The sequence below is a fragment of the Euryarchaeota archaeon genome (genome assembly GCA_016207515.1).
Taxonomy (GTDB): domain Archaea; phylum Thermoplasmatota; class SW-10-69-26; order JACQPN01; family JACQPN01; genus JACQPN01.
The window spans coordinates 312,064-337,851 of record JACQPN010000002.1; the positions used below are offsets into that span (position 1 = coordinate 312,064).

At 56.7% G+C, this 25,788-nt stretch carries 13 protein-coding genes; 9 read left to right on the plus strand and 4 right to left on the minus strand.

Translation table 11 applies throughout. The features are described 5' to 3' along the window. Positions 1-411: 411 nt before the first annotated feature. Positions 412-1,161 (plus strand): hypothetical protein, encoded by a 750-nt coding sequence (locus HY556_02085; GenBank protein MBI4392573.1) that lies wholly within the window; start codon positions 412-414, stop codon positions 1,159-1,161. Positions 1,162-1,299: 138 nt separating this feature from the next. On the opposite strand, the gene HY556_02090 is transcribed toward HY556_02085, so the two are convergent. Next, positions 1,300-2,619, minus strand: coding sequence for a hypothetical protein (locus HY556_02090; protein MBI4392574.1), 1,320 nt, complete (start codon positions 2,617-2,619; stop codon positions 1,300-1,302). Between the two features lie 29 nt (positions 2,620-2,648). Further along, the gene (locus tag HY556_02095) at positions 2,649-5,087 is read right to left on the minus strand and encodes an ATP-binding protein (GenBank protein ID MBI4392575.1); all 2,439 of its coding nucleotides are present in this window, start codon (positions 5,085-5,087) and stop codon (positions 2,649-2,651) included. 280 nt (positions 5,088-5,367) lie between these two features. Here HY556_02095 and HY556_02100 point away from each other — a divergent pair, with 280 nt between their 5' ends. Next, positions 5,368-6,609: a tyrosine-type recombinase/integrase gene (locus tag HY556_02100; protein MBI4392576.1), complete on the plus strand. Its 1,242-nt coding sequence runs from the start codon at positions 5,368-5,370 to the stop codon at positions 6,607-6,609. Here HY556_02100 and HY556_02105 read toward each other — a convergent pair. Continuing rightward, the gene (locus HY556_02105) at positions 6,570-6,905 is read right to left on the minus strand and encodes a hypothetical protein (GenBank protein ID MBI4392577.1); all 336 of its coding nucleotides are present in this window, start codon (positions 6,903-6,905) and stop codon (positions 6,570-6,572) included. The two genes, HY556_02100 and HY556_02105, sit on opposite strands and share 40 nt — an antisense overlap. 631 nt (positions 6,906-7,536) lie before the next feature. Between HY556_02105 and HY556_02110 the strand changes: the two genes are divergently transcribed. The 5 genes from HY556_02110 to HY556_02130 all read left to right on the plus strand — a co-directional run bounded on the left by HY556_02110 (position 7,537) and on the right by HY556_02130 (position 14,087). After that, positions 7,537-9,099, plus strand: coding sequence for an HD domain-containing protein (locus HY556_02110; GenBank protein ID MBI4392578.1), 1,563 nt, complete (start codon positions 7,537-7,539; stop codon positions 9,097-9,099). Positions 9,100-9,959: 860 nt separating this feature from the next. Further along, positions 9,960-10,712, plus strand: a complete 753-nt coding sequence (locus tag HY556_02115; protein ID MBI4392579.1) for a hypothetical protein — start codon at positions 9,960-9,962, stop codon at positions 10,710-10,712. Position 10,713: 1 nt separating this feature from the next. Continuing rightward, on the plus strand, positions 10,714-11,316 hold the full coding sequence (locus HY556_02120; GenBank protein MBI4392580.1) for a hypothetical protein: 603 nt from the start codon (positions 10,714-10,716) through the stop codon (positions 11,314-11,316). A 176-nt stretch (positions 11,317-11,492) separates the two neighbouring features. Then, the gene (locus HY556_02125) at positions 11,493-13,778 is read left to right on the plus strand and encodes a DUF87 domain-containing protein (protein MBI4392581.1); all 2,286 of its coding nucleotides are present in this window, start codon (positions 11,493-11,495) and stop codon (positions 13,776-13,778) included. A gap of 12 nt (positions 13,779-13,790) precedes the next feature. Further along, positions 13,791-14,087 carry a hypothetical protein gene (locus HY556_02130; protein ID MBI4392582.1) on the plus strand — a complete coding sequence of 99 codons (297 nt, stop codon included), beginning with the start codon at positions 13,791-13,793 and terminating at the stop codon, positions 14,085-14,087. Between the two features lie 23 nt (positions 14,088-14,110). On the opposite strand, the gene HY556_02135 is transcribed toward HY556_02130, so the two are convergent. After that, positions 14,111-14,713 (minus strand): plasmid pRiA4b ORF-3 family protein, encoded by a 603-nt coding sequence (locus tag HY556_02135; protein ID MBI4392583.1) that lies wholly within the window; start codon positions 14,711-14,713, stop codon positions 14,111-14,113. Between the two features lie 450 nt (positions 14,714-15,163). On the opposite strand from HY556_02135, the gene HY556_02140 reads away from it, so the two are divergent. Further along, entirely contained in the window at positions 15,164-15,352 is a 189-nt protein-coding gene (locus HY556_02140; GenBank protein MBI4392584.1) for a hypothetical protein, read from the plus strand. 675 nt (positions 15,353-16,027) lie between these two features. After that, positions 16,028-25,666: a right-handed parallel beta-helix repeat-containing protein gene (locus HY556_02145; GenBank protein ID MBI4392585.1), complete on the plus strand. Its 9,639-nt coding sequence runs from the start codon at positions 16,028-16,030 to the stop codon at positions 25,664-25,666. Positions 25,667-25,788 lie beyond the last annotated feature (122 nt).

Sequence of the window (25,788 nt, forward strand, 5' to 3'; positions counted from 1 at the left end):
GAAGACAAAGAGGTCCCAAACGGTCGACGTCGACCTATTCCGCGGCGGCTTGGTCGCGAGCGGAATCGCGCTGCCTAGCTTTGACAGGTACCGCTATCTTGCTTCGCCTTGCACTCATTGCACAATTCTCCGGACGTTGGCTTATCGTATCGCTCATCGTAGTCGGAGATTGGGCAGCTTGAGCAGTTCCGACACCAGTGCCACGTATCACTCCCTCGTTTCTTCCTTTAAGAAATTGGTGCGCACCACCAGAGGAAGCCTTCAAAAGGAGAACGAAAGGCTGTCCACAACATTGGTCGTGTAATGAGTAGAACTGGGTGGGCCGTGCCCATGATCACCCTCCTTTTCGTAGCGAAAATCGCCTTCCTTGAAACGAATCTATTTCATGTCGCGACCTGTTCTCTCTAAGTGATGGAGTCCAATACGGACGAAGCAAAACCTCTGGCCATTGCCATGATGGACATTCTTGGCTTTGGGAACTCCTTTCGCCGGCACGGACCCACAAGAATGGCTCATCTCTACAAACGGCTTATTGCCCTGACGGATGAGCAAGCTGAAGGCGGTCTAGTCATCAAGCCCGTTCCAAATGGCAAGGGGTCATTCAACCCCGCAATCGGTTGGTTTCATCCTCAACACACGCAATTTAGTGACACCATCCTTTTTTGGGTACCTTGGAACCCTATTTCGTTATCCTGCCTTACGGAGCTTTGTGCCGAAGCAGTCTGTTCGGCCTTAGAGATTGGCCTAGCCCTACGCGGTGCGATTACGATTGGACTGGCAGAGATGGATAACGAGGAGCGCCTGTATCTCGGTGAGCCGCTCATTGAGGCGGCTGAAACCGAGAAAGCCCAGGAATGGATTGGCATTTCCTTTGGGCCATCGATCGCTAAGACACCCTATAATCGCGGCCTCTACCTTGATGGCCTTACGGCCTACAAAAGCCATGTGAAACCCGGAAAAGAAGCAGCTGTGCCCGGGCTTGTCGTTGATTGGCCTCGCCGGTGGCGAGATTCACGAAAGGAGAACGTGGGCGACCTGTTGCGAAGACTCGATGACGATCCTCTTTTCTCGACGTACTACAATCGGACTCTGGATTTTCTTACGTTTTCAGCGCAAAATGAGAATTGGTTCCATCGACGCACTAACCTACCGCCTGGGTAGGCAGCTTGACGACAAGCGCCCCGCTGCTTCACGGGCCGTCGATTCTCAGCAAAGACCGTTAACAAGGGAATCAAAGCCGGAGCCGAAGCGTGGTCCCACATTATCAGTCTTGCCTCCCACCGGATGATCGAGGCTACATCAAGACTTCTGCAAAACTATGATGGATTCCTTCTCAATCTTAGCGTTGTGCTTCGTCGGATACTGCATTACCCGGTTCTTGATGTCGTACCGGGCGGTCTTAACATGCTCGAACCCGACCTCCTCCCCCAACCAGGTCAAGGTCTTCGCGGTTGGAACGGTACGGCCTCCCGTCGTACTGTTGCCGACTATTATGACGCAATGGCCGCCGGAAGGAAGGTAGTCGAAAAAGATCTTCAGCCGCGAACTCATATCATTGAAGTATTGCCACAGAACGCGCGCTTTGTGGGAGCGCTGTTCGTCGATCAGGCCTTCGATTAGTCCGTCAAGTGGACGGAATCCGAGTGCTGGCGGAACCTGGACGGTCTCTCCGACTATGGTCCGTCCGACAAACTTCCTTTTTAGTACGACTACTTGTTCCTCGTCCAAAAAGCGGCCGACGAAGTACTCGAGACGGTGTCGCCGCCAGTACTCGATTGCATTGCAGTACGGTGGAGAGAAAAGGATGAGGTCTGCCTCCAGCTTTGCGGCTCGCTTTGACGTGCCTAGGCCGGCGGAATCTGATTGTGATATGGTAGAAGGCGTTAGGCGCGTCTTGTTCTCTTGAAGATACTGAGTGAACTCGCCCATCCTTTGGAGGCCCAACGTTGCCCGGCGCTCGAACTCGCTGAACACATCAATCTCGTATCCTTCCCGAATCTTCTCCTTCATGTGCTTCGTGATTTCGAGCCCGCTTACCGGTTGAGGGTCAGCCAGACTGATGCGGCGAATCGAGCTCAGGAGGCAGGCCCAGAAGAATCTCCTAACGTCGCTTCCTCGCTGGGGCAGGCCGCCGTTGAAGATAGAATGGTCAATCCGCGCGTAGTCGACGAGGGCGTAGCGGCGAAACCAGTAGGTCAGACGCTCTAGGTCCCGCGCCTTCACCTGGGCAAGGCTCTTTCGCATAACGTCGTGCCGAATGTCTCGGAACTTCCGGATCTCAATCTCATCCTGGTTGCGTCGGAATCTCTGGAGGGCGTCCGACAGGTCCTTCCAAGCTGCGGCCAGCGTCTCTTCAGAAATTGGAGTGGTCTTTACGCGAGCGAAGAACACGCTCACGGGATCAATGTCTATTGAGAGGGACGGGATTCCGGCGGCTTTGGCCTCGACGGCCACTGTCCCGACGCCAGCCATGGGGTCGATGACGGCCTTAGGATCTGCGGACCGAAGAACGTGCTCCACAAGGGGTGGGTGAAACTTGCCCGGGAAGCGAAAAAGGTCGTGGGTGAACCTATGTCCGTGACCTCCCTCCCATTCAAGCAAGTTTATGTCTGGTACCATGTGACTACCCATGAGTGGCGTCCTTGACGTCAACCTTTCGGTAATTTGCCCTGTATGGCGCCCTTCGGCGGAGGCGGGGCGACCGTGACGCCTTCCCCAGTCGGGTCACGTTTTAGCGCATCGAGGATTGTCTCCGGCGGGGCTTTCAGCTCGAATTCGTAAGTTTGGGGATTCTTGATGTAGATCATCCCAGTCGTGATTTGTATGGTCTCCAGGATGTGGATTAGTTCCGGCCGCCTGAGCTTCCGCTTGCGGATCCTTTCGTCGGCCAGAATCATTCCGGGCTCAGGAACATTCGTGTCGTCCTTTGTCATCTGTTCGTGCGCGACCTGAAGAACCAGTTTCATGACGCCTAGGTCCGGCATCTCGCGCCACGTTTCTTCAATGAAGGCCTCCAAATCATCCGGATAGGTCCAAGTTGTGAGGATTTTCTCAATCTTGTCATAGGTGAATGGACGCCGCTTGTGCAGCCGAAGCAACTTGGCTACGCCCGCAACCGTGATGAGCGGAACCTTTCCTTTCGTTTCGCGCAACAGCGCCGCGTCCTTTCCTCCGAGCCCATCCTTGGCGAATTCGCGGGCAATCGCAATCGCGTTCGTGCATCCGTTCTCTTCGCTGTGGCGAGTAACCTCCGCTTCCGCGAGACCCTTATGTGTGATGACGCCCTTGCTGCCTTTCGCCTCCACTGAGATTTTCAGATTTGGCGCCCCTGGCTTAGGGATCTCGATGATACCGTCCGGTTGGTCTGATTCTCCTAGGTGCTGCGCAACGAGCCGTAAGCTCTGGAAAGCGCTGATAATCGCCTTCTCGAATGGCGTATCACCCGCATACGAGGCCTCTTCGATAGCTTTGATGTGCTCTTCCACTTCGTCGATGACGAAGCCAGCGGCGCTGCGGACGGCCACGTCGATGATTTCGGCGGTGCGCTCCACGATCGGCTCGTCGACACCCTCGGAACGCAGGTAACCGGTGGCCATCTGCGTCCCCGCCAGCACTTCTCCGATTACCTGCCGAAGCTGTTTCGAATTCGGCCCCAGTTCATCCAGCGCCGTAATCAGCGGGTGGTCCTCGTTGACGAGGATTTTCGTGGCCTGCGGATCGTATCTGGCCGCCGGTCCCGACTCTCCAAGCGTCGAAAACTCGATTTCCAGCGACTCGAGCCCTTTTGCAGCAGTGTCGCCGCGCGTCAATCCGGCCAGCGCCATCTGGCCCAGAATCGGCGAAAACGTCTTCACTCTGCGGCCGAAGGCCTGCGGTTCGTACTCCTCCGCCTTCTCGATTTCTTGGGCCTTGCCTCGAGTATAGTTAAAGAGAGTCCGCATCACGGTCCTTGCTATCTGCGCCTCGTGGGTGTTCTCCGAAACGGCGTTACGCTGAACGAGGAGAACCCCGTCGAGTCCTGGTATCTCCACACGAGCCAAGAATTTGGACCAGTACGCGTGGCTGCGCTGGGTAACTCCGAACAACTCATCTTCGGGGTTGATTAGCTTCCCGTTGGCGTAAATGGCAAATCCGTTGTTGGTGTAACCCCTCTCAATCAGTTTGTCCGTGGTCAAAGAATTCTTCGTGAGCACCGCGTTTCCTATGACAGGCCCAAGTTCAGGGATCACGAGCCCCTTGACATTTTGCTGCACGTTCTGTGGGTTTGGGACGCCTTCAGTTCTTAAGTCGAAATACTTCTCAGGCACATCCTCGGGCTTTGCCTCTCCCAGAGCCTCGGCCCAGTAAGCCTGAAGGGCCTCCTTCAGCTTCTTGCGAAAGCCCAGATCGATCATGTCGACCTTGACTTCAATTTCGTCTGCCGCGATGTCTCTCCGCGGGACCTCTTGCTTCTCGAGAAGGACCTTGAATCTGGCCGAGATCGGCAAGGCGGTCGCAATCATGCGTCGGAGGATTCCGATCTTTAGCGCGCGTCCCAGATGGTCCTCGTCAATCTCCTCAACGAGCGCTAGCGTCCAGTTCGGCCAACCTTCTTCCCAGGGCTTTGGCAACTCCTTCAAGTATGGTTCAAGGAGCGGCTTCGCTTCATTGATCGTCGTCCGAAAGACTGTAAATGTCGGGGCTTTTCCGCCCTTCTTTTCTTTGATCTCGTCTTGTCCGACGGAGACGACCCGTACGTTGCCGCCGACGCACGCGACATGCGTTAACCTGGCGCCTAACGCAAAGGCGGCGAGCTTGCCGACGCCGAACTTCCCAATCTGCATACGGTTGTTGTCGATTCGTGCCTGGCCGCCCTTCTTGACCTTCGGACTATCCGCGACTCGCCAAAGATTCTTGAGGCCCTTGAGGTCCATCGATTTGCCGTCGTCGAGCACCGCAAGAGCGCCCTTGCTGTCCGCAGGAAGAGATACGTGGCACGTGGTCGCGCCCGCGTCGTAGCTGTTGCAAATCAACTCCTCGATCGCCTTGCGAGGGTTGGAGTAGAGTTGTGCAGAGACGTGGCGGATAATGTCGTAACTGATGTCCACTTCGACGACGTCCTCGGCCGTGGCTCCAGCCGCCTTGAACCTGGTTCCAATTTTTGCCATCAGCCCACCACCCGTAGTTTCAGTCGTTGTAATCCCCTAAAAACTCAATCCGTGAAACATTGATTGTAAAGATGGCTTTATATTCTTGGGCCCACCAACAAGATAGGACATCCAAATTAATGCTGACCTTGCGCCGCTCGTTGTCTTTAAATAGACAGGGGCTGGCGGGGCAAGGCTTGCGCGTTCGGGTTTAAGGGGTGTCCGGAGGAATAGGTAGTTTATGGATGCACCCTGGTTGGAAGAACAGCGACAGCGAGACCTCGAAAGAGAACTCGCGCCCCAGCACTTTTCAAAGGAGCAATACGAGACGCTCACGCGCCTGGATCGGCGGTGGGCGACAAACGGTCTCGCGCAACGAACGCGCGAACTTAAGGCGAAGATGGCGCGACAATTCGCCCGCTTCCTCAAGAAACCCTTCGAAGACGCGACCCGCGAAGACATCGAAACGTTCCTCGCCCAAGTGACGCCCACGAGCGCGGTGAACACGCAAGAGAACGTGAAACGGTTCCTGAAGAGCTTCTACAAAGACCTCCTCGCCCCCGAGGAAGACCGCCACCCGAAACTCGTCTCATGGATCAAATTGAGAAACCCATTCAAGTCTTCGAAATTGCCGAAGGATCTCTTGACGCTCGACGAGGTGAAGAGAATCGCCGCCGCAACGACACACCTACGGGACAGAGCACTCGTGCTTATCCTCTACGAGACGGCAGCGCGAGCGTCGGAACTCATCGCAGCCCGGATCGGGGACGTGACCTTCGACCAATACGGCGCACGCATCACCCTGAGCGGCAAGACCGGCGAACGCAAAGTCCGACTCATCAACTCCGTTCCAGACCTACAAGCATGGCTAGAAACACACCCCTCCAAGGAGGATCCGGAGGGCCCACTCTTCGTCTCCTGGGGCGCCCAAAACAGGTACCAAGCGCTCCTCTACACGGGCGTGTGGCGAATCGTTTATAACGCCTGCAAACTCGCCGGGATCAACAAGCATGTGCATCCGCACCTCTTCCGCCACTCACGCCTGACTGAACTCGCAAAACAATTGAGCGAAGCGGAACTGAAGGTATTCGCTGGCTGGGCCGGCGGCAGCCAGATGGCCAAGGTCTACGTCCACCTCGGCGGAGACGATGTTGACCGCAAACTACTCGAAAAAGCTGGCCTCCTCAAAGGGGAAGACCAACCAAAACCCGACCCACTGAAAACGCGAACGTGCCAACGCTGCGGAACCCCGAATAGTCCCACGAGCCGCTACTGCACCAAATGCACGCTACCACTCGACGAAGCCGAGAGGTTGCGCGAAGAGAACCTCATGGCGAGACTGCAAGCCAAGCTGCCGCTCCTGGCACGCATCCTCGAAGACCCCGGCCTGATCGACAAATTCAGTGGCCAAGAAACGGTGGAAGGCCGGGTCCCGCTATCGGCTCATCCACCGACACCATCAACGCCACCAGCGGCCGCCTGATCAAAGGGACCATCGAAATCGAGCGGCCCGTCTGGATCCACCGAGGGTTCATCATCCAGCGGCTCATCGTTTTCGTCCTCCTCTTGTAGGTCGCGTGCCGTCGCCTCGTAACTGACGCGCGGGCCGGTTTCGCCTTGGAGGTGGCCGCTCGGGATTTTCAGACCCCGACACGAGAAAACGACTCCCGGGTACGCAATGGTCAGCATTCCCAAGACTCGACGAGTATGCTCCTTATCGTAGCGCCACCACCACGAGAAATACCGCCACAAGGCCTTCTTCATGATCACGCGATCCATCAAGACCTGCGAACCAAATTTCCTCAACAACCCCGTATGGAATTGGACCAGGAAGTAGCACCGATCGTCCTCGCCTTGGCACGGACTACGAACGGTCACGGATTCTCCCCTCCCACTCGTCCAAGAGCCTCAAAACGCGATCCAACGACTCCGCACGATTCTCTGGCTGGTCCGTCATGACGCTCGCCTCGCTTTTCTGGCCTTGTTCCTTGGTTGCCGGTACGTTCGATGCCCGTCGGCACAGACATACACCTCCCGCAACCCGCTCCCGTCCCGCGTCGGCTCTACGTCGGTCAACACCGCCATCTCTGGACATTCCCCACACTGCTTCGTTATCAATGCTCCATCCCCTCCCCCTTGCAAGACTCAAAACCAAGCGCCTCAACGAAAAAATGGCGCCAAGCTCGGCCGTGAACCAACCCTTGCCCAGGGCACTATTTAAATACCAATGACCACCGCACGGAGACAACAACGAGGAGGCCCGATTGAGGCGGCCAAGAGTCATTGGAGCCCAAAACACGATGACCCTTCGACTCTGCCTGACGCCGCGTGGGCGCCCTCCAAACCCCTGGGGCTTTAACCCTTTGACAAACGTCTATATGAGAGCCACGATTTTAATCGGGCGCAGGCCATGAAAATCGAGGAGGCTACTTTTGACCGCGAAATCCGGGATCCAATCCACCGCTACGTGAAACTTACGACAATCGAAAGTCGGATCGTAGACTCGCGCTACTTTCAACGCCTTGCCCACATCTCGCAGATGCACTCGGCACACCTCGTTTACCCCGGCGCCCAGTACCCACGGAAGGTCCATTGCCTCGGCGCGATGCACCTCGCTCATCGAATCATATGCCGAATACTCCATCAACAGTACCAAAGCGTAATCGACAGGAAATCCCACGCCCTGACCTACATCGACAACCCCAAACGGCGCAATTGGAAATGCGAAACCGACCTGCCGCTCAAGGAAGGCCTCGAAAAACTCGGTATCAAGCCAGCCGCCGACGACGACATCCCGGCATATATCGTCCAATACGTAAGACTCGCGGGCCTGCTACACGACATCGGCCACGGTCCCTTCTCTCACCTATTCGAATACGCGTCCAAGGAAAAGGTGTCCGACGAAGAACTAGCGAAACAAGGACGAAAGGCGAAAAGGTTCGACCACGAAGAGAAAGGCCTTCAAATCATTACGAAGCGCCTCACGACAGCAGACCCAAACACCGGGAAGCCATTACTTGACCAAAAAGATGCTGAAGTCGTGGCCGCGATCATCGAAGGCGGCGAACACGGAAAGTACCCTCTTCCGACCGAACTCCAGTTTCTATCCCAAATCATCAGCGGGCCTCTCGATGCCGACAAAATGGATTACCTTTTGCGCGACGCGTACTATGCCGGGACCCCAGAGTACGGTACCATCGACGTCGACCGAATTTTGGACTCACTTGTCGTGAACGACGGTCGTCTCTGTTACGTATCTGAATCTCTTGATGCCGTGGTAAATGCATTGAATGCGATGTTCTTCATGTACAACAACGTTTATCTTCATAAGACCGTCCGAGCGTTCGACATAACGGCGGGTAAAGGACTTGGAAAAGTAAACGACGTACTAAGAGACTTCATCAAGGACGACGATCAATTTTTCGAGATTGACGAAACAAATTTCGCAGAATTCCTGAAGGAAAAGGCAAAAGGTCACGCGGGCCTGGACGAAGCGCTTGAAGCGTTGGAAACGCTCCGATGGCGACGAAAATCACTCAAGACCGTTGCAGACCATCGCGTAGGCATTCCGTTCCGAATTGTGAAAGAAGCGAAGAGCTTCGAAAGCGAAATCAAAGACATAACCCGCCTTCTCGAACCCCTTATGCGAAAATTTAGGGAGGAGACCGGCATCACTGTCGAGCTCGACCTGGAAAAGAATATTCGCCCGATCGGCCTCAAGGTCCCTGAGCTTGGCACGTTTTTGAATTCCGACGTCATCTACGACGTAAACTCGAAAGACACGCGGCGCTTCAGGGACTATGCGCCTCAATACAAGACACTGACGAGAATAGTTGTTCCAATCCGAATGTACGGACCCCACAAGGAGGCAAGCGCGAAGGAAATTGAGGGCAACATCGAAGCGCTTCACCTGGCCGTGGGGGAAGCCCTGAAGGATTACCAAGACGAAATCTTGACGTCGCTGACGCTCTAGGCGGCTAGCGAGCGCCGTATATCTTCTAACGCACTCCTGGCGCGACCACGGTCCGCCTCATGAACGGACGTTTCACTGAGCAAATAGCGCCCAAGAAGGTCCAAGTCCGCAGCCGAGTATCTCCTCAGCGCGACGCCAAGGCGAACGAATGCGTCGTACTGCGGATCAGGGCTCAGAGCGCGGGAGCGCCTTGCGTACGGCTTGCTTCCCGCTTGCAACCAAATCCGTTCAGAGACCACTTTCGTCTTGTACGCAACCACAAAATCGGAAAGAGGGGGAGCAATTCCGGCGCTCTGACCAACCAGCCATGCACTGGAAAGCGAGTCAACGCCGTCCCGTCCTAGTCCGAAGGCAAGTGCATCGATAGCCCCACGAAATTCCGGATCCTTTCCATTCGCAACGTAATGGAAGTCCTCTAGCTTTGTTTCCTTGGAAATGGCACTCACCGACGGCGTGAAAATTCCTCCATGTGCCCCGGGCCCGGGGCGGTAGGCCGCGTTAAACCGCCAACGCTTATGAAACCTCCAAATCGAGTTCCCGTGCATCCCTTGGTGCGCGTGGAGATTGCCTCAGGTTGGAAGCATAACAATAAATAGTCCAATGCGCCCCCGGCGACCCGCGATACCCGTGAAAACATTGCGCGCAGCGTCCGGCCTCGATGCCATGCGATGTTCGTCCACGACCGGCAAAAAGCTTTTCCCCGGAAGGATGAAACTTGTCCATAATGCATGAAGAACTTCCCCCGCAAACGGCAATCGCCCCGAATCTTGGATTTGAGAACCTTAAGAACGCCAATGTAGCCACCGTCCATCGTCCATGTTCGTTCGATTTCAAGAGGTGGCTTCGAAAAGAAGTCCAATATGGCAATCACCGACGGCACCCAATACGAGGGACTCAGGGACCGCTACATCGGCAGCCCTGAGGGATTCCACAACCCCCACGAGCGGGGCGAATGGACCCTCTACGAGGATTTCGGCGACAAGAATGACTACAACAAGAGCCTCGCACAACTCCTTGCGCGTAAGCTGCGTACGACCGTCATAGGACGCGAATACTGGCGACTTGGAACCGAATGCCGAGCCTACGGCAGCGAAGTACGAGTTTACCGAACCAAACACCAACTCCTTCACGATGACGTCCAGCACGGTCGCATCCCCAGGCCGCAAGGCCTCATCTACAGCGCGAACGAATTCTACGGCAAGCCGCCCAAATTCACAGGCCAATACACGATCTGGCGCGACAAACGCGAGATTCCGGTCACGAAATACTATCCCGGACTCGTCGTCGCGCTCGCCGGAGAGTATCAGGCCAAGCTACGACCCCACGACGGCCAACTCGCGACCATCACGAAGATCGTTGACCCGTACCACTTCAAAGCCGACCTCGACGGAACCAAGAACCTCTCAATCCGCGACACGGACGTCACCTACTGGCACAGCGACCCCAACAACCGATACCAACTCTTGCCGAAACGCGCGACGGAGAAGAGCCTAAAAAGACTCGACGAAGAGTGGACTAGGAAGAGGCCTCCGCTGCGCGTCGCGCGCCAGGTCGATCAAGTGCTCGAACGAGAAGTACCCTCGCTCGCAGAATTCGAAATCGAAACTCTCTAAGGTGATCAGAATCTCCCACAAGAAACCAAACTACCTCCGCTCACGCGGGCAAAAAACCATCGAACTACCATACCTCATGAGCTGCGCATCCTACCTACTCGACAGACGCTACTGGATCCTTGGAATCCGCTACCCATGGCACGGAACCAGATTCGACCTCGTGATACGAGACCCAAGCCTCAACGCACAAGTCGTCCTCGTAGAGGCAAAATACCGGGCAGACGGAAGACCAGTACGACCATACGAAATAGAACGCTTCCACCAGGAACTCGCCAAGGCAACCGCAGACAACAACTTCTACCTCGGACGAGCCTTCTTCATGACGAACACGAACTACTCACCACAAGCATTGGAGACAGCGCGAAAATACGGAATCAGAACCTTCAGCAACGTACCACTGATCTACAGACTTGCGAAGAACGGACAGAGCGGGAAAAACGGGGAGACGGCGAAGACAACCGACACGAAACCAGAACACCAGAGAGGAAACAACGAAGCGAACAACCCAAACAGCGCCAGGAGAACGAAGGAAAAGAAAACAACAAACGAAGGGAATGGATCGAGGGAAGGGAACGAAGAAAGGAGCAGGAAGAGAGAAGAGTGAGAAGAGAAAGACAGAAAGAAACCAAGAGAACAAAGAAAAAAAGGAAAACAATTAGACGAACGGACGGGACGGAAAAGAAGGACCGGTCATCCAAAATCCTGGATAAGGTCCAATTGTAGTATTCGTGCGTCCCCATGCGCTCGCATGCGGGGGGCAAACCATGAAGGTGAACTCTTTTGCGAATCACGTATCTCGGCAACTACGGACGAGACCCCGTCAAGGTCAGCCTCTTCCTTGAAACCGAACACGATGTCGTCATATCCGCCCTGAGTGCAAACGGACCTTCGGTCATCCAGGCATTCAAGAAATTCGTCCTCAAGCCCTCGAATCCCAAAAACGGCATCGACTACGCGCAACTCTCAACGCTCTTACAGGGCCACAACACTAACCTTGAGATACACACGACCAAGGCCACCATACCGATGGTCGAACGGGTTGCGCCGCCCCGGACTCAGGACTTCGACTGGCTCGCGAACGCGCTCAAGAAGCTAGACCGGGACTTGGCCAAGGAGAAACGGGAATACGATGAATGGAAGGGCGTCAGGGACCTAGACGAAGCGAAGGACCATTTTCACCGCCGCCGCGAAGAGATCTTCGACCTGAATCAAAAGATCGTCTCGAACCTCCAAGAACCCCACTTCGCCGTCGCCAGCCACTACGTTCCGAGCCACGCCCAAACCGTCAACAGGTTCCGCCTCGACGAACTACGAGACCGGGCGAAAGAGCGGCACAGTACCCTCAAGCAACGAATAGACTTCACGCGACGAAACCGCATCCAAGAACTAGAGAAGAAACGCGCCGGCCTGGTGAAAGACATTGAGGCGGAGCGAAAGACCGCCCGCGCTAGAGACGATGACGCGGCAACGGCATTGGATGAAGGAATCGGGGTCGCCGCCATCCTGACTATCCGAAGTGGCCCAATCCTTGCACGAGGAAAGAAGAATCAGGCAATCGGTCGCGCCTTTGACCAAGTGCTGTCCGAGACGGAGAGCCTTCGAGCAAAACTGGACGCGTCAGGCGTGACAATGGGCGACGCTGATCCTCGTCTTGCCCTTTCGTCCATCTTCGCAGCAAGTCTTCCTGGATCCGACGCCAATGAAAACCACGTAGCCCAAGAGTTAAACCGCGCCATCGAAACAGCCTTCCATCTCCAACCCCGCGACGTCACGAACGCATCATTGTCAAAGATGGTATCAGGACTTCTGGGTCAAGCACCGCCCCCGATGCAGATCCCCACGCTCGACAGATTTCCGTCGCCCGCGCACACGAAGGGTCCGCGGTTGACGTACCTGGGCCTCGCCTTGTCAAATGGCTTGCGACCAACGACGCATCCAATGTTCTACAACTTGGATGAGCAGGGCCCTCGTCACACGGCCGTCATAGGCGGCTCCGGATCGGGCAAGAGCGTGACCGCTTCCCTGATCGTCGAGGGCGCGCTTCTCAACAAGATTCCCGTCCTCGTCATGGACCCGACTCGCTCGTGGACGGGTTTTCTCGTGCCCGCGTCCACGTTCGCATTGAAAAAGTACGAACGCTTCTCGATGAAGCCCGAGATGGCGCGGCCGTTCGAGCTTGAAGTGCGGGACTCGTGGGACACGACAATCGAGAAAGTCATGGAACGGCGAAGCCTCACGATACTCTCCTCGCCGAACCTGACCGACGAGCAAGAGGCCGGCCTGGTCGACCAGATTCTCGGCGAACTCTTGGAGAAAATGAAGACTTGGCCGGACTCGAAGGAGCTGCGCCTGCTCCTCGTTCTCGAAGAAGCGCACCGCTATCTTCGGGACAAGAAACTTCAACCAACACTCGAACTCTTCGCGCGAACTGCGCGGGCGAAAGGCGTCGGACTAATGGCCGTCTCCCAGAACGCCATAGACCTACCGCCGGCCATCAGGAACAACTGCGCCACAGTCATCCAGATGAACACGCACTACGGGGAAGACCTGAAACGCGCCGCCCAGACCTTCGGCTCCGACTTCCAGAAAACGATCCCGAAGCTCCAGCAGGGCCAAGGCGCATTCCATTATCCCGAATACGGCTCGACGTTCGTCGCATTTCGTCCGCCCCTGCATAACCACCACGCCGCGTCTGAAGCGGTCGTTCAGTTCTTTTCGGTGACGAAGGAATTGAAACGCACCGTGGACGACCTTTTCGCGCTCCAAGCGGTGCCGGACGAACACGTGACGCGCATGCCAAGTGCCAGTGCCAATGGCACAAGTGGCACAGAATCAACGCCAAGCGTTCCTGAGGCCGTAAACGAGTCTTTGGGGCGTGCAAGTGCCAAAGTGGCACGCGATTGGCACGACGTGGTGGCACAGTTGGCACAGGGTGGCACTCGCCCGCGTCTCATGGAAGTTCGCAACGCAATCACGGCGGCCGATCTCAAATGTCCGAGCCGACGTTCCATCTATCGTCATTTGCGTCAACTAGCGCGCCAGTCCAATGGATTGGCGCAAGAATAGGGAGGTGTTTTCATGGCAAAGTTCGAGGGGCGCAACGATGCGCTCTACATAGACGGCAAGCCCGTCCTGAAAGGATGGGAATCATTCTCGGGATGGTATTGGTTCGCAACCGAAGACCACGGCGAAGACGTATACGTTATCGACGGCCGCGACGTCCCAGGCCGCGAGTATTTTGGCCTGGTCCAAGGCCACGAGGAAGAATGGGGCTACTGGACGACGGCCGAGATGGATCCGCTAGTCGAGAAGGGCAAGGTTTGGGAAATCAAAAAACACGATTTGCCATACGCTGGACGACCCGGCCCCGAGTGAGACAACGGCGCACTCGATGGTGTTCAAGGGGCGCGCCTTACCGCGCGAACGCTCATGCCAAGGCGCGCAAGACTCGTGTTGATGACCTTCAGATCGAAGCGGTCAGCATCCCACGCGCCCCCGACCCAATCGAGCATCTCCTTGTGCTCTTCGTGTTTTGGGTTCGCGAGGATTTTCACGAGGTTCTCGTAGCCCCCGATCCCACCACAATCCTCGGGCGGAGCGGCCCTCCCGCCGCCGATACACACAGGGTAGATCTGCTCCGGATCCACTGGCAGAATCTTCTCCAAGACAACATCGTGGACCCACATGTCCCCATAATCGTACACGTAGGTGAACCGCGTCCCAGCCCGCTTCACCATGTCCCGAATCGCGAACATGCTGGAATCCTCCGCATTGGAATCCGTCAAATCCTCCGCGATCGTCTCCGGGTGCGCTAGATGGGTCTTGCCCACCACGAACTCGTGCAAGTGCGAATCAGTCCAATCCATGAGAATCTGCATTACCACATGAAGGTCCGCGAACGTGAACGAACTATCTACTAGGACTTTCCTCCAAATCACGGGCTCGGAATCAGTCAAACTGACCCACAACTGGTAGATGCTCTCCCGCTCGACCTTCCTCACCCACCGCATTCGTCGCGCCAACCCATCAACCCCGTAGAGCCGCTATGCGACTGCAAGCGTAATGCGGGATAAAGGACTTTCCACGCTTCGCGCCGCATGGACCAAGGGGATCTCGTCGAGTCGTGGACGAGTGAAGTTGAAATATGCCTCCCGCTGCGCCTCGCTCGGTGGGTCTAAAGACCGCCCGCTCGCTCGTCCGTGACACCCGCGGGTGTCAGCGCTCGCGCCGGACGTAGCAGAAGAGCCGCGAGGCCCAATCGTTCCCGACCGACTCCACAGGGTCGTTATCTTTCTAAACCATATTCGCGACGTTGACAACGCGTGCGAGGTTTTGCGCCCAGACGCTGATTCTTGACTTTTTGCCGTCGTAAGCGTCAACGGCCCGACAATGATCCGCTCCTATCGGGGAAAGCCTTTTCATCCGACCTGTTGCTTTCCCGCCGGTGATACATGGTCGACAACGATGGCGAATATTGGGAGTCGGCAAACCGGGACATCCGCGGAAGGCGTGGCGTGCAGACGGACATTTTTTCAAAGAACCCATTCGACGCCACGGGCTCGACGCACGTGCACGAAGGCATTGAGCACCTGCCCGACGGCACCAAGAAGCCGTTTTCAGTTGTACGTGACAACAAGTAGACAACGCCTGGGGGCGCTGGCCGCAAGCCCAGCGCTCCATTCCCATTTTTATCCCTAGACCGATTGTGAGAGAAAGACATTCTCTTCCAGCCAATCGTCCAGGCACTTCTCCGAACAGAAATGGTTGCGCGCGTGCATGCACAAGCCGGTTTCAAACCGTTGGCCGCACTGATCACAGATCGTCGCTGCGGCACATACGCTGCATTTTTTTGTAGGCAGCATCCCTTACCCGTGTCGGCGTACAAATAAATACGGACCATTGGGTCCCAAGGAAGTGCACCGCGTGAAGAGGGAGGCCCTCTGCGGCCGCGCGCCGCTTCGGTTGCCGCCTTGCCGCTCATCAAGCTTCGCCCCCTGGCGGGGGACGCTTCGGCTCGAAGCATGATGGCGGCAGCGGCTCAACGCCCTTCGCGGGCGCGCGGCGGGCCCAGGCCTCGGTTCACGAGCAATGTGCGGGCGCAACCCTGGGTTGCGGAGTGCGACTTCACCAGCTATTTCACTTCTTTCCGGCAATCATCTGCGCATTACATAGATTGAAGCCATGCCCTTGACGAAATCAACGCTCCTTGTACCGGTCGACGTCTGCGGCCATGCAAGGGTGTGGTTGCTGGAATAGACTCTCCTGAACAACCGTTATCTTGCGCCAAAGGCTTGCCGAAGGAAGGGAGCGGGCGTTTGGTACAAAGAGGGAGGCTCATCGCGAGAGTAAACGCAACCCTAGTTCTCCTGCTGCTCCTCGCTTCCAGTCTGCCCACTGAATTCGTCCAAGCGCATCTTCCTGGCGACGATTGCGATATCCACCCAGGAATGAGCATCCAAGCCAAACTTGACGCCTCGGCCGCGAATACGCACCTCAAGATTTGTGCCGGCGTCTACGCAGAATCCACCCTCATCAACAAGAATGGAATCACGCTCCACGCCTACCCCGGCGCAATCCTCGACGGATCGCTTCTGACCGGGACAAGGCACGGCATCCGCATCGCAGACGGCGTCACCGGCCTAACCGTGACCGGCCTCGAAATCCGAAACTACAACGACCTCCTCTGGACCACGGACCCTTCGAGCGGCATCGTCGCCCTCGGGGCGAGCTCGGGTGTTCGTATCTCGAACGTGAACATCCACGATACGGCTTGGACCGGCGTCCTTTTCGCGAACGGGACCGGCACGAATTGGATAATCGAGAACAGCACGTTCTCGAATAATGGGCTCGCGAACATCTTTTCGCAAGACGCGAAAAACCCGACGATCCAGAACAACACCTTCACAGGCGCCCAACACGCGATCATCATGTTGAAACCCAAGAAAGGCACCCTTGCGCACAACACCATCACCGGCAGCGGCTCGACGGGGCTCCTTATCGGTCCGGGATTCAATCAAGCAGTCTGGCCCAAGAACCTCACCATCCACAACAACACCATCACGGGAAACCGCACTCACGGTATCTGGAGCCTCGGCCTCCAAAACGGGACCATCCGCGACAACATGATCAACATGACGAACGGGGCCGCCATGACGCTCGGCGGAAACCCCCAAGACCTCACGTTGATTAGGAACGCGGCAGCGCCCGTGCTTGAAACTAAGGACGTGAAGGCGGCGCGCGACACTTTCAAGAAGGGGACGCCGCCCGGTTATGCGCTTCAAAGCCTCGACGTGACGGTATTGAATTGTGAGTGGTTCGCGTGCGCCATCGCCCCCGTCCGCGCCTTCTTCGACTTTTTCACTTCGTCGGCTCGGGCTCAAGGCCCGAGCCCTCCCCCACCACCGCCGCCGGTGGAGTGCGTCCTTGACACGGGCGCCACGTGCCAGGCGCAGTACATCGACACCCTACTCGATTATGCGGTACTCGCCGCACTCAACCCACTACCCGGGAGCGATTACGCCGCCTACATCACGCGCCTCGACACTTGCCAAGGCCAACCAGATTCGTGTCTCCGCTCCGAATTCTTCGACCCGGGCGACACGGCGCCCGCCAATACGTGGACCGTCCCCGTCGAAAATGATGTGCTCCTCGGCACCGTTCAACTTCGCTTCATCGACACAGGCATCAAGAAAACCTGGCAATCCAAAGGAAACCACTCGACCCGAGACGAACTCAACCAAACGTGGACCACGTTCGTGCTCTGCCGACTCTACATCACGGGAACACCGACTCCCTGCACGGCCATCCCCCGCGTCTTCGACTTTGGGCTCGACATCACGTGGGCCGACAGTGAATATGCGCAACACGCGAGCAAATGGCGCATGAAGCTTCCAACCGATTTGACCCACGCGTCCTTCGATCGCATCCACGGACTCGATGCAACCATCTTCAAATTCGAATCAAGACCCCATGACGCCGAAAGCCTTGCCCCCATCGATGCACTTTCAGAAATCCTGCCACCCACGACCGATGCGCTCCGCACACACTACGCGGGAAGCGCCACCCTTCGTTGCATACTCGTGCCATCAAGCGACCCATTGGCACAACCCGACCTCGAAGCAAACGATTGTCAAGACCCAACCCTGCTCAAGGAACCAAACGCCGTAGGTTACTATTGGTGCACAAGCGAATCCACCTACCCTCTAACCAGCCACGCGAACGAACCTCTGCACATCGCGCAGACCGTGGAAGTCCTCAGCGGCGGTTGGGATTGGAGCAAGTCCTGCACCTCTTTGTCCGACCCACAGCCCACCAACTGGACAAGCCTGTACCACCAAGGAGAATTGGACGCTCTCGCCACGGGAATAGGCCACTATTATTCTGCAACGAGCGACGAGGCTCGGCAAGCTGCCATCGGCGAGAGCAGCAACGCGACCCTGCAAGCCATAGGCCGACACCTTGCGATCCGCCTCAACGATTCCGGCATGCCGCTCCAACCCAATTTCACAATCCTCAATTCGAGTCAGCTCCATAGCGCGACCAATCTGGAATGGTACGGCCCGAAGGCAAACCTAAGACTCGACAGCATGGAAGTTTACGATAAGACGGCCGGTTGGACACGAGTGGCCGTAGCCGAACTGTTGTCCTTCATACCGGTCCGCATCAACGTAACGTCCGAATACCGGGAGCTCAACGGCGATCTGAAGAACGACACACTCAGCTTCATCGTAAGCGACGAAAAACCATTCTTCACGACAGACCCAGTGACCGTCGCCTACGCCGGCGACCGCTACGGGAACATAGTCGCATGGGACAACGACAATCGCAACTTCACGACAAACTTTAATGGCAACGCGACGCGCGTCCACTCGCTCACGCTAGTGAATACGTCGACCGCGCCCGCAAGGACCAGCCTGTTCGACGTTGGCTTCCCCATCCAAGCGGAGGCCCTCAACATCAACGCGTGCGCGCGAGAATTCTGGACTGGCGAAAGCAACGGAACAGGTCAAAACTTTGGCAACTTGTCCCGACTCACAATCGCCGACGACAACAACGCTACCTGCCAATTACTGCCGTTGAACGACATCAATCTCACGTTCCTGACAAATCTTCTAACGACCGTCGAAATCCGGGAAGGCCCAGAACTCAAGGCGAGTTACGTCATCGTTGGTGATCCGCTCCAGGCAAGCGCGAACAGCACGAACCACGACACCACCCGGACCCTCAATGAGACGCTTGAAAGGTACAGTCCCACCGCCTACGACCAAGCGGTCCGGACCGGTTACATACGACTGATTCTCGAAATCCCCGACCACGATTCCCTCAGCCGCCCTATCGACAAGGCCGGCCAAGCCTCCGTAATCGCATCAATCATCACGGCATTCCAATCACAATTGGGCGTCATCAGCGTGGAAATCGAGGACGTTCCACTTACGCCGCGTCTCGCGGATGCCGTAAGTCAGGCGGCTGACGAGTACGGCGTCATCATCCTCACAACGGCGGGAACACTCCCGAGTGCGACACACGCTTGGAAACCCCAAGACAAATTAATGACTATCCGTGGCCTCGCTGGAAGCCCCCGCGTGATTACCATCGGCGTCGGAGACGCGTCCAACGGCGTAGCCCCATGGTCGCGGCTTGGGCCGACCCCGGGGATGACTCCTAAGCCCGACTTCATTGCACCCTCCCCAACGTCCTCTGGCCTTGGCGGCTTGTTGAATGCCCTCCCTTACGTGGAAGCGGTTGCGCTTCGCGGAGTCCATCATGTGGACCTTGCTCGCGTTGTCCTTGCCGGTTTCGCAGTTCCAGTCCAGGGCGAATCGGGGGCGGCGGCAACGTTTTGGGAGCAAGGCTTTGGCGCTCTCGACCCCAGCGTGTTTCTCACCGTCCCCTCATCCACAGCGGACCTCGTCAACTACACTGCCGCGCATACGAATCAGACGGACCTCCAAGTGATTGAGGCCGCGGGTCGCGCTTTGAACCTTTCCATGGGTCAAGTGAATGCCAGCACGCCCCGCCAAATACTTGGGGCGGTCCTTCCGCCCTCGGCCATGATCCGTGCGGGGGTCGGGGCGACCCTGCTCAACGTGGCGGTCGACACGCCCGCGCTTCCCGCAAGCCTCCAAGTAGATTTTGGTGTGGTGAACAGGGAAATCCAGGGCGTCGCGCGGTTTGAACCAATCGATCTCGACGCTTTGCTGAACGCGACTATGGATAGTTACAGGGTGCTGCTTCAGGAAGCCGGTTACACTGGGACGCCGTTGGATGAGCGCGTGTCAAGTCTTTGGGCTCTGGCGAATGTTTCCGCTGAGAACGGGCAGAATGTGACGTTGAACGCGACGCACTATTACTTCATGGATCTGTTGAACGATGACTTCCTCTACGGTGCCTACGATAGGCTGTTGAACGTAAGTCTCGTCGATGCGCCGTCAAGTCTCCAAAATGTCTCTGCTGACAACGTCTCCACGGTTCGCGATGTTCTTGAACCATGGCTTCCTCAAGAGTACTATTTGGCGCCCGAGCGAAGCGGGCCCGCATACTTGGAAATCGTGTCCGGTTCGCTCAATTGTACAAAATTCGTCCCGGTCTACGGCGTGTTCACTGCGATGGACGCGGTCTTAGGCGTGTTGAATGGGGAAGCGTCGACTTTGCTCGGGACGTCCAAAGCGCCCGCGGCCAACGTCTACATCGCGGCCCTCCCGTCGAATTCCAAGGCGATTATTTCGAACGGTAACCAGGAGTTCTTGAAGAGCCAAGGCGGCCAATTGGGATGCCTGTACGATGTTCGAGACTCGCTTAGCTACCTGCGGAATCGGACGTCCGAACTGCGAGACCTAAAGGCGCTTCCATGGGGTGCCCTGAACGCGACTGAACAGTGGACGGGAAGTTGGAACCAAACGGCTCTGGGGGGCGCTGTGAACGCGAGCCTCACGGCGATGGGCCTTGTTCCCCAAGAAGCAGCACTGCAAAACTCCACGATCGTGCTCGACAAGACCATTGAGCTTTTGGATCGGGCAAAACAACTCGTCGACGACAAGGTCACGCGGCTTGCGATTCCAATAACGAGGACCGATGGGACCAGCGGCGTCACGAGCCTCCTTACCGAACCGAGTCGCACGAGTGCAAGCCCCGCAGGCCTGTACGTTGGCATAGCGACGATGACGAGCCACGACGTGAAACTACGGAACCCATTCACGGGTCAGGAAGTCCTGCGGCGAAACGTCACCATCCCCCTGCCCTCCTTCCTTTGGAACAATCCGACGCTCGTGGTGGACGCGGCGTACCGGGACACGAGTCCTCTCGCATTCAACGAAGTCCTTCTAAGGAACCAAGACCCGAGCATCTTCAACAACATCGTGCTCAACGCGAACGTCACGGTAAACCAAAGCAAGATTCCATTGATCGTGAATCAATCCGACCTCGCCCAACAAGAGTTGGACGCGATCACTGGCCGCATCGAGCTCATTGGAAATGTGTCCGCCGCCGTTAATGAATCCACGAGCACGTTATTCTCAAACTTCGCTCAAACATTCCGCAACCAACTTGAATTATTCCAACGAGGGCTCGAGGCACGCGCCTACGACGTTTCGCTTCAAGCAAACTCGTCCAATGTCCAAGCCACGGGCAATCTCACGAACGTCACGAACCCGCTTCTGACCACGCTGCTTGCCAGCATGGTGTCGCGCCTCAATTATCAAGGCGGGCTCACGGACGAAAACGGATTGGCCACGATGCCAAACCTCTTCCCGGGGAATTACGTCCTGTACATGCCGTACGGTTACGCGATTGCAAACGAGTTGAACACGACGTACCCCGTCGTGGGTCCAGGAGGAGGCGCATTGGAGGCCCCAATGGGGGACTTGGATTGGGACGTGAACAGGCTCGTCCGGGATTTCCAGGCGGGGCTAATCCCGCATCCAACGGCCCTTGACCCACGTGAAACGGCTTCTGTGCCTGTTGATGATGATCCTGGCGCCATTCGGGAGTACGATTCGGAGAGCATGCGCGGGATCTTCCCCATGCCGCGCCAGTGGTATCTATTAAATGACGGGTACGTGCAAGCGATCCGGTCGCGAGAATTAGCCGCGAACACGACGTACGCGGCCGAAAACGGCAACTACTCTGTCCACGTGAACACTTCAACGCCCGGCGCCATCATCGCGGCTCACGTCAATGGATCAATCCACAGTGAACTCAGGTTTATCGGTTCCCCGGTAGTCAATGGAACGCTTCAATTCAAGACTAACATTACTCGCGATTACAATGCGTCGACGAACGATCGTCTTCCCTTGAAATTCCGGGCGTTTTGGTGGCTAGACCGCGAGATTCCCGTGAACCGCAGCGGAATCGAACAGTATTGGACGTATTGGGTCGATCCGGCGGACCTCACGTTGGTCAGCCGGCCGGATGGCGTCGAATTGCCTCCTGCGCCCGCCCAAGTGCCCCCGTGGGTTCCCGATTACATCGATTGGACCTTGGACAATGGCTTCAACCAAGATGCCGGAAACCTTGGATTGCCCGTCACGCTCGGGTTCCCGCGGCAGTCGCTTGAGAATGCGACGATGGTGGATTATTGGTCGCAATTCGTGATTACCGATACCCCGGGACCGTGGGTAAATGACACTTTGACCAACGGCGCGATCATCAACATTACGCCTCCAAATGGGACTATCAACTATACGCTCGAGAATGGGTCGCTCGCAAACGTCTCCTATTACACGGTGCGCCTCATAGGATTGGAATTGATCACGGGCAATGCCTCCGGGTTTTACATCGATGACTTGAGTCTTATTGATTACAATGACGCCTTGCCGCCCGTACCCTTCACGGGTGAGATACTGTGGGATCGGAGTTTCGAGGACCCTTGGCAATGTTTCGGTCTGTATTCGCGCTGCGACTACTTCCCCGCGTTCGAAGTCTATGGGGACTGGTTCGGGCCGTTCCACCAATTCGGTCTCGTCATCGACGCCCCAGATCTCATAGGCGTCGCATGCAAACTCGTACAAAAGTTCGGCTCCGACACGGGCACCAGCCTGCGATACCCCGGTTGCGGGTCGCCCCTCCTACCAGAAGACGCTTCGGAGGAAGCAGGCGCTCTGAGGAGCCTCGCCGCTTGCGTCATCGGTGAGCCACACACTGGTCTTGATGAGGACACGGAAATGGCTTGCAACCAATTCCGAAATGCCGCCGGAAACGCGTCCGCCCATTGCAGCACGGGGAATGCGAGTGCTTGCATCGAAAACGAATCGTACAGGCGATTCACAAGTGCCGCGCGCAATCTCAGCAACGCCCTCGCCCTGACCCTCGTCGGACAGGAACTCGTCGTGCCATGGATCCACAGCGCCAACCGGACGCTGCGAGAGAAACCCGAATCGGTCGGTTTCACTGTGGGCGGACTCTTGGATGGGGCGAAGCGACAGAATCCGGGAGCGAACGAAACACAACTCGAGGACAACATCAGAACCGCGCTCCGGGACCTGAATTCCACATTGCTGACGTCCGTCCTGACCCTCGCAAAACCAGCGAATTCCACCAGGCAAGACGTGACGGAACCGCAAGCCATCTTACACAGATTCACCGACCGAGTGAGCGGACTCGACTGGTTCCATTTCGATACGAGCGCGCAAGAGCTACAGAGCACACCCGATAACGCCATCGACCGAGTGACGGACGCCGTCAAGGATATCAAGAATGGGGCGGACAACGACACGATTGCCGATTACTTGTTTCACTTGGACTTGCTAACGACTGATCAGATTACGGCAGCGTTCAACGCGGGCCTGAATCTTTCTTTGCAGCAACGGGCAGCATCAATCTTGACGGGAAAGCGGTTCAACGGAAGTGTGACTCCTGATGGCATAATGGTTCCTGGGCAAGACATGTCTGCCGTGCTCTCCGCGCCCCAGGTGTGCACCGGGCTCAACGCCGCCACCATGCTACCGACAACGTTTTTTTCTTGCCAAGAAATTCGCCGCACGATTGACGACACCTCATTGGTCATGCCTGGGGGCGTTGAGCGAGTACAATTCGACAATGCCCTTCTCGAGGCCGTCAAGAAGCATCCGAACTTCACAAACAACGCCACCATCATCCAAAAGATACTCACGGAAGCCGTGGCTTCATCCCGGGTCGCGTCGGACCAAGATTGGAAACGAACCACAGACGCCATACTGGTCAGCGCCAAAGACCAAGCCCCAGTCCTCGGACTCATGGCTTACAGCGTGCCGCTGCCCGCGAACGAATACGTCCAGTACCGCCTCGACGCTGAAATCCTCGCACAAAACACCGGCGCCCTCATCGTGAGCACGGCAAACCCGCTGATCACCGAAGCGCTCATGCTCGGCCTCCAAAATCTGTCCGTCGCAAACATCAGCGGCCCACTAGCCATCACCCAAGTAGACCCCCACAATGCCACGGTCCTCAACAACACGGGCGCCAACGATTACCCACGGATTTACCAAATTGCGCCCGACACGACGGCACCCGGCACCAGTTACAATTACACCATCCGAATCGAACCCGGACCCAACAACCTCACGAATGTCACCCTCTTCGAAAAACTGCCCAATTCTCTGGCGCTCCTGTCCGCATCCGAACAACCCGCCGCCAACACCAGCAACGGCCCCTCATGGACACTCGACACCCTCCAAGCCAACACGAACAAAACCATCGAAATTCAAGTCAGACTCAACTCCACCGCCCAAAACAACTCCAACGTCACGACCAACGCCACGCTCAACGCAACCCTCCCAGACAACAGCAATATCAGTCACTCCGACAAACACACGGTCGTGGCCATCACCGACGCCCCGGGAACCGAAAAACCGACCTACACGGTGACAAAAAACGCACCCGACAACGTCTACCCCGGAATGCGCTACAACCAAACCATCACCATCCAAACCACCGACGAACCACTAATCGACCTAACAATTCTAGAACCACCGAACACTTGGCTCCAAATCATGGGCGCGAATCCGATGCCGGATCAGCAAGACCAGAACGGAACCCTATGGAAAGTCGCCTTCCAAGCACCCAACACCACACTCACGATTCAAATCGACACGGCAACCAACGACACCGTCGCAAACGAAACACTCATCACCACGACAACGAAGGCAACCGCAAACGTCTCTCGCGGCAAGCTCCGAGTCGACCCCCGTTACTCCTACAACTACGCCGCGTCGGTCCTCAACATCTTCCAAACGGCTGCGGAATCAGGCGGAGTCGGCAAAGAAACCCTCCTACGCGTGGACGCCATAGGCCTGCCACTCGGCCTTGAACAAATCGCCGCAGTCCAGACGGAAAACCTCGTCGAAAACGAGTGCGTCGTGTGCGAATTCGGCCTCGCCACCCTCAAACCAGACGGCTTCTACAACTACACCAAAACCCACGAACTCAAGACCCGAAACGCAACCATGAATCCACTCGGACCAGACACACTCTTCATCATCATCATCTACTTCCCAAGCGTCGCAGGAGTCGAAGCAGACTCCCTACAACAGAAGCTCCTCATTCGAAATTTCAGCATCCAAGCCACCACCTTCATCGGACTCGACGCCCGCGACTCCCGAACCACCAACGAGTTCAACACCACGATCCCAATCCGATACCGGTCCAACATAGAGGACTGGAAAATGTACTACTCCGTCCCAGACCAAGAACCCGTCTGGAGCCCCACAAATCCCACCGCAAGCACGAACGCGAGCCTCTACGCAAACTTCACCATGACCCAGGACGGCGTGACACGCTACTACAACGCCACCAACAAACAAATGAGTCGCGGCCTCTGGGAACCAACCTACACCAGTTGGTGCGCGGACACCGTCGCCCCAGGTTATCCCACCAGATCATTCTACACCCAAAGTCGACTCGTGCCCGGACCAAGCGACCGAACCAATGACAAAACCAACGGCCTATACTGGGCAAGCGTAAACTGTGCTGTAACTTCCTAAACCGGCCCCTTTTGTAACTCCAAAAACGACCCGGGCAAACGGGCTAAAACCCGTCGACCCTGACCCCCGACCGGTGGTCCTGGTGAAGCCCGTGTTCGATGATCCCAACGTGTTGGCGCGAC

Bases quoted from the DNA above. Each gene is read 5' to 3' on its own strand.
- HY556_02085 (MBI4392573.1), top strand. From the start codon at position 412: ATGGAGTCCAATACGGACGAAGCAAAACCTCTGGCCATTGCCATGATG.
- HY556_02090 (MBI4392574.1), bottom strand. From the start codon at position 2,619: ATGGTACCAGACATAAACTTGCTTGAATGGGAGGGAGGTCACGGACAT.
- HY556_02100 (MBI4392576.1), top strand. From the start codon at position 5,368: ATGGATGCACCCTGGTTGGAAGAACAGCGACAGCGAGACCTCGAAAGA.
- HY556_02105 (MBI4392577.1), bottom strand. From the start codon at position 6,905: ATGGATCGCGTGATCATGAAGAAGGCCTTGTGGCGGTATTTCTCGTGG.
- HY556_02110 (MBI4392578.1), top strand. From the start codon at position 7,537: ATGAAAATCGAGGAGGCTACTTTTGACCGCGAAATCCGGGATCCAATC.
- HY556_02115 (MBI4392579.1), top strand. From the start codon at position 9,960: ATGGCAATCACCGACGGCACCCAATACGAGGGACTCAGGGACCGCTAC.
- HY556_02130 (MBI4392582.1), top strand. From the start codon at position 13,791: ATGGCAAAGTTCGAGGGGCGCAACGATGCGCTCTACATAGACGGCAAG.
- HY556_02140 (MBI4392584.1), top strand. From the start codon at position 15,164: ATGGTCGACAACGATGGCGAATATTGGGAGTCGGCAAACCGGGACATC.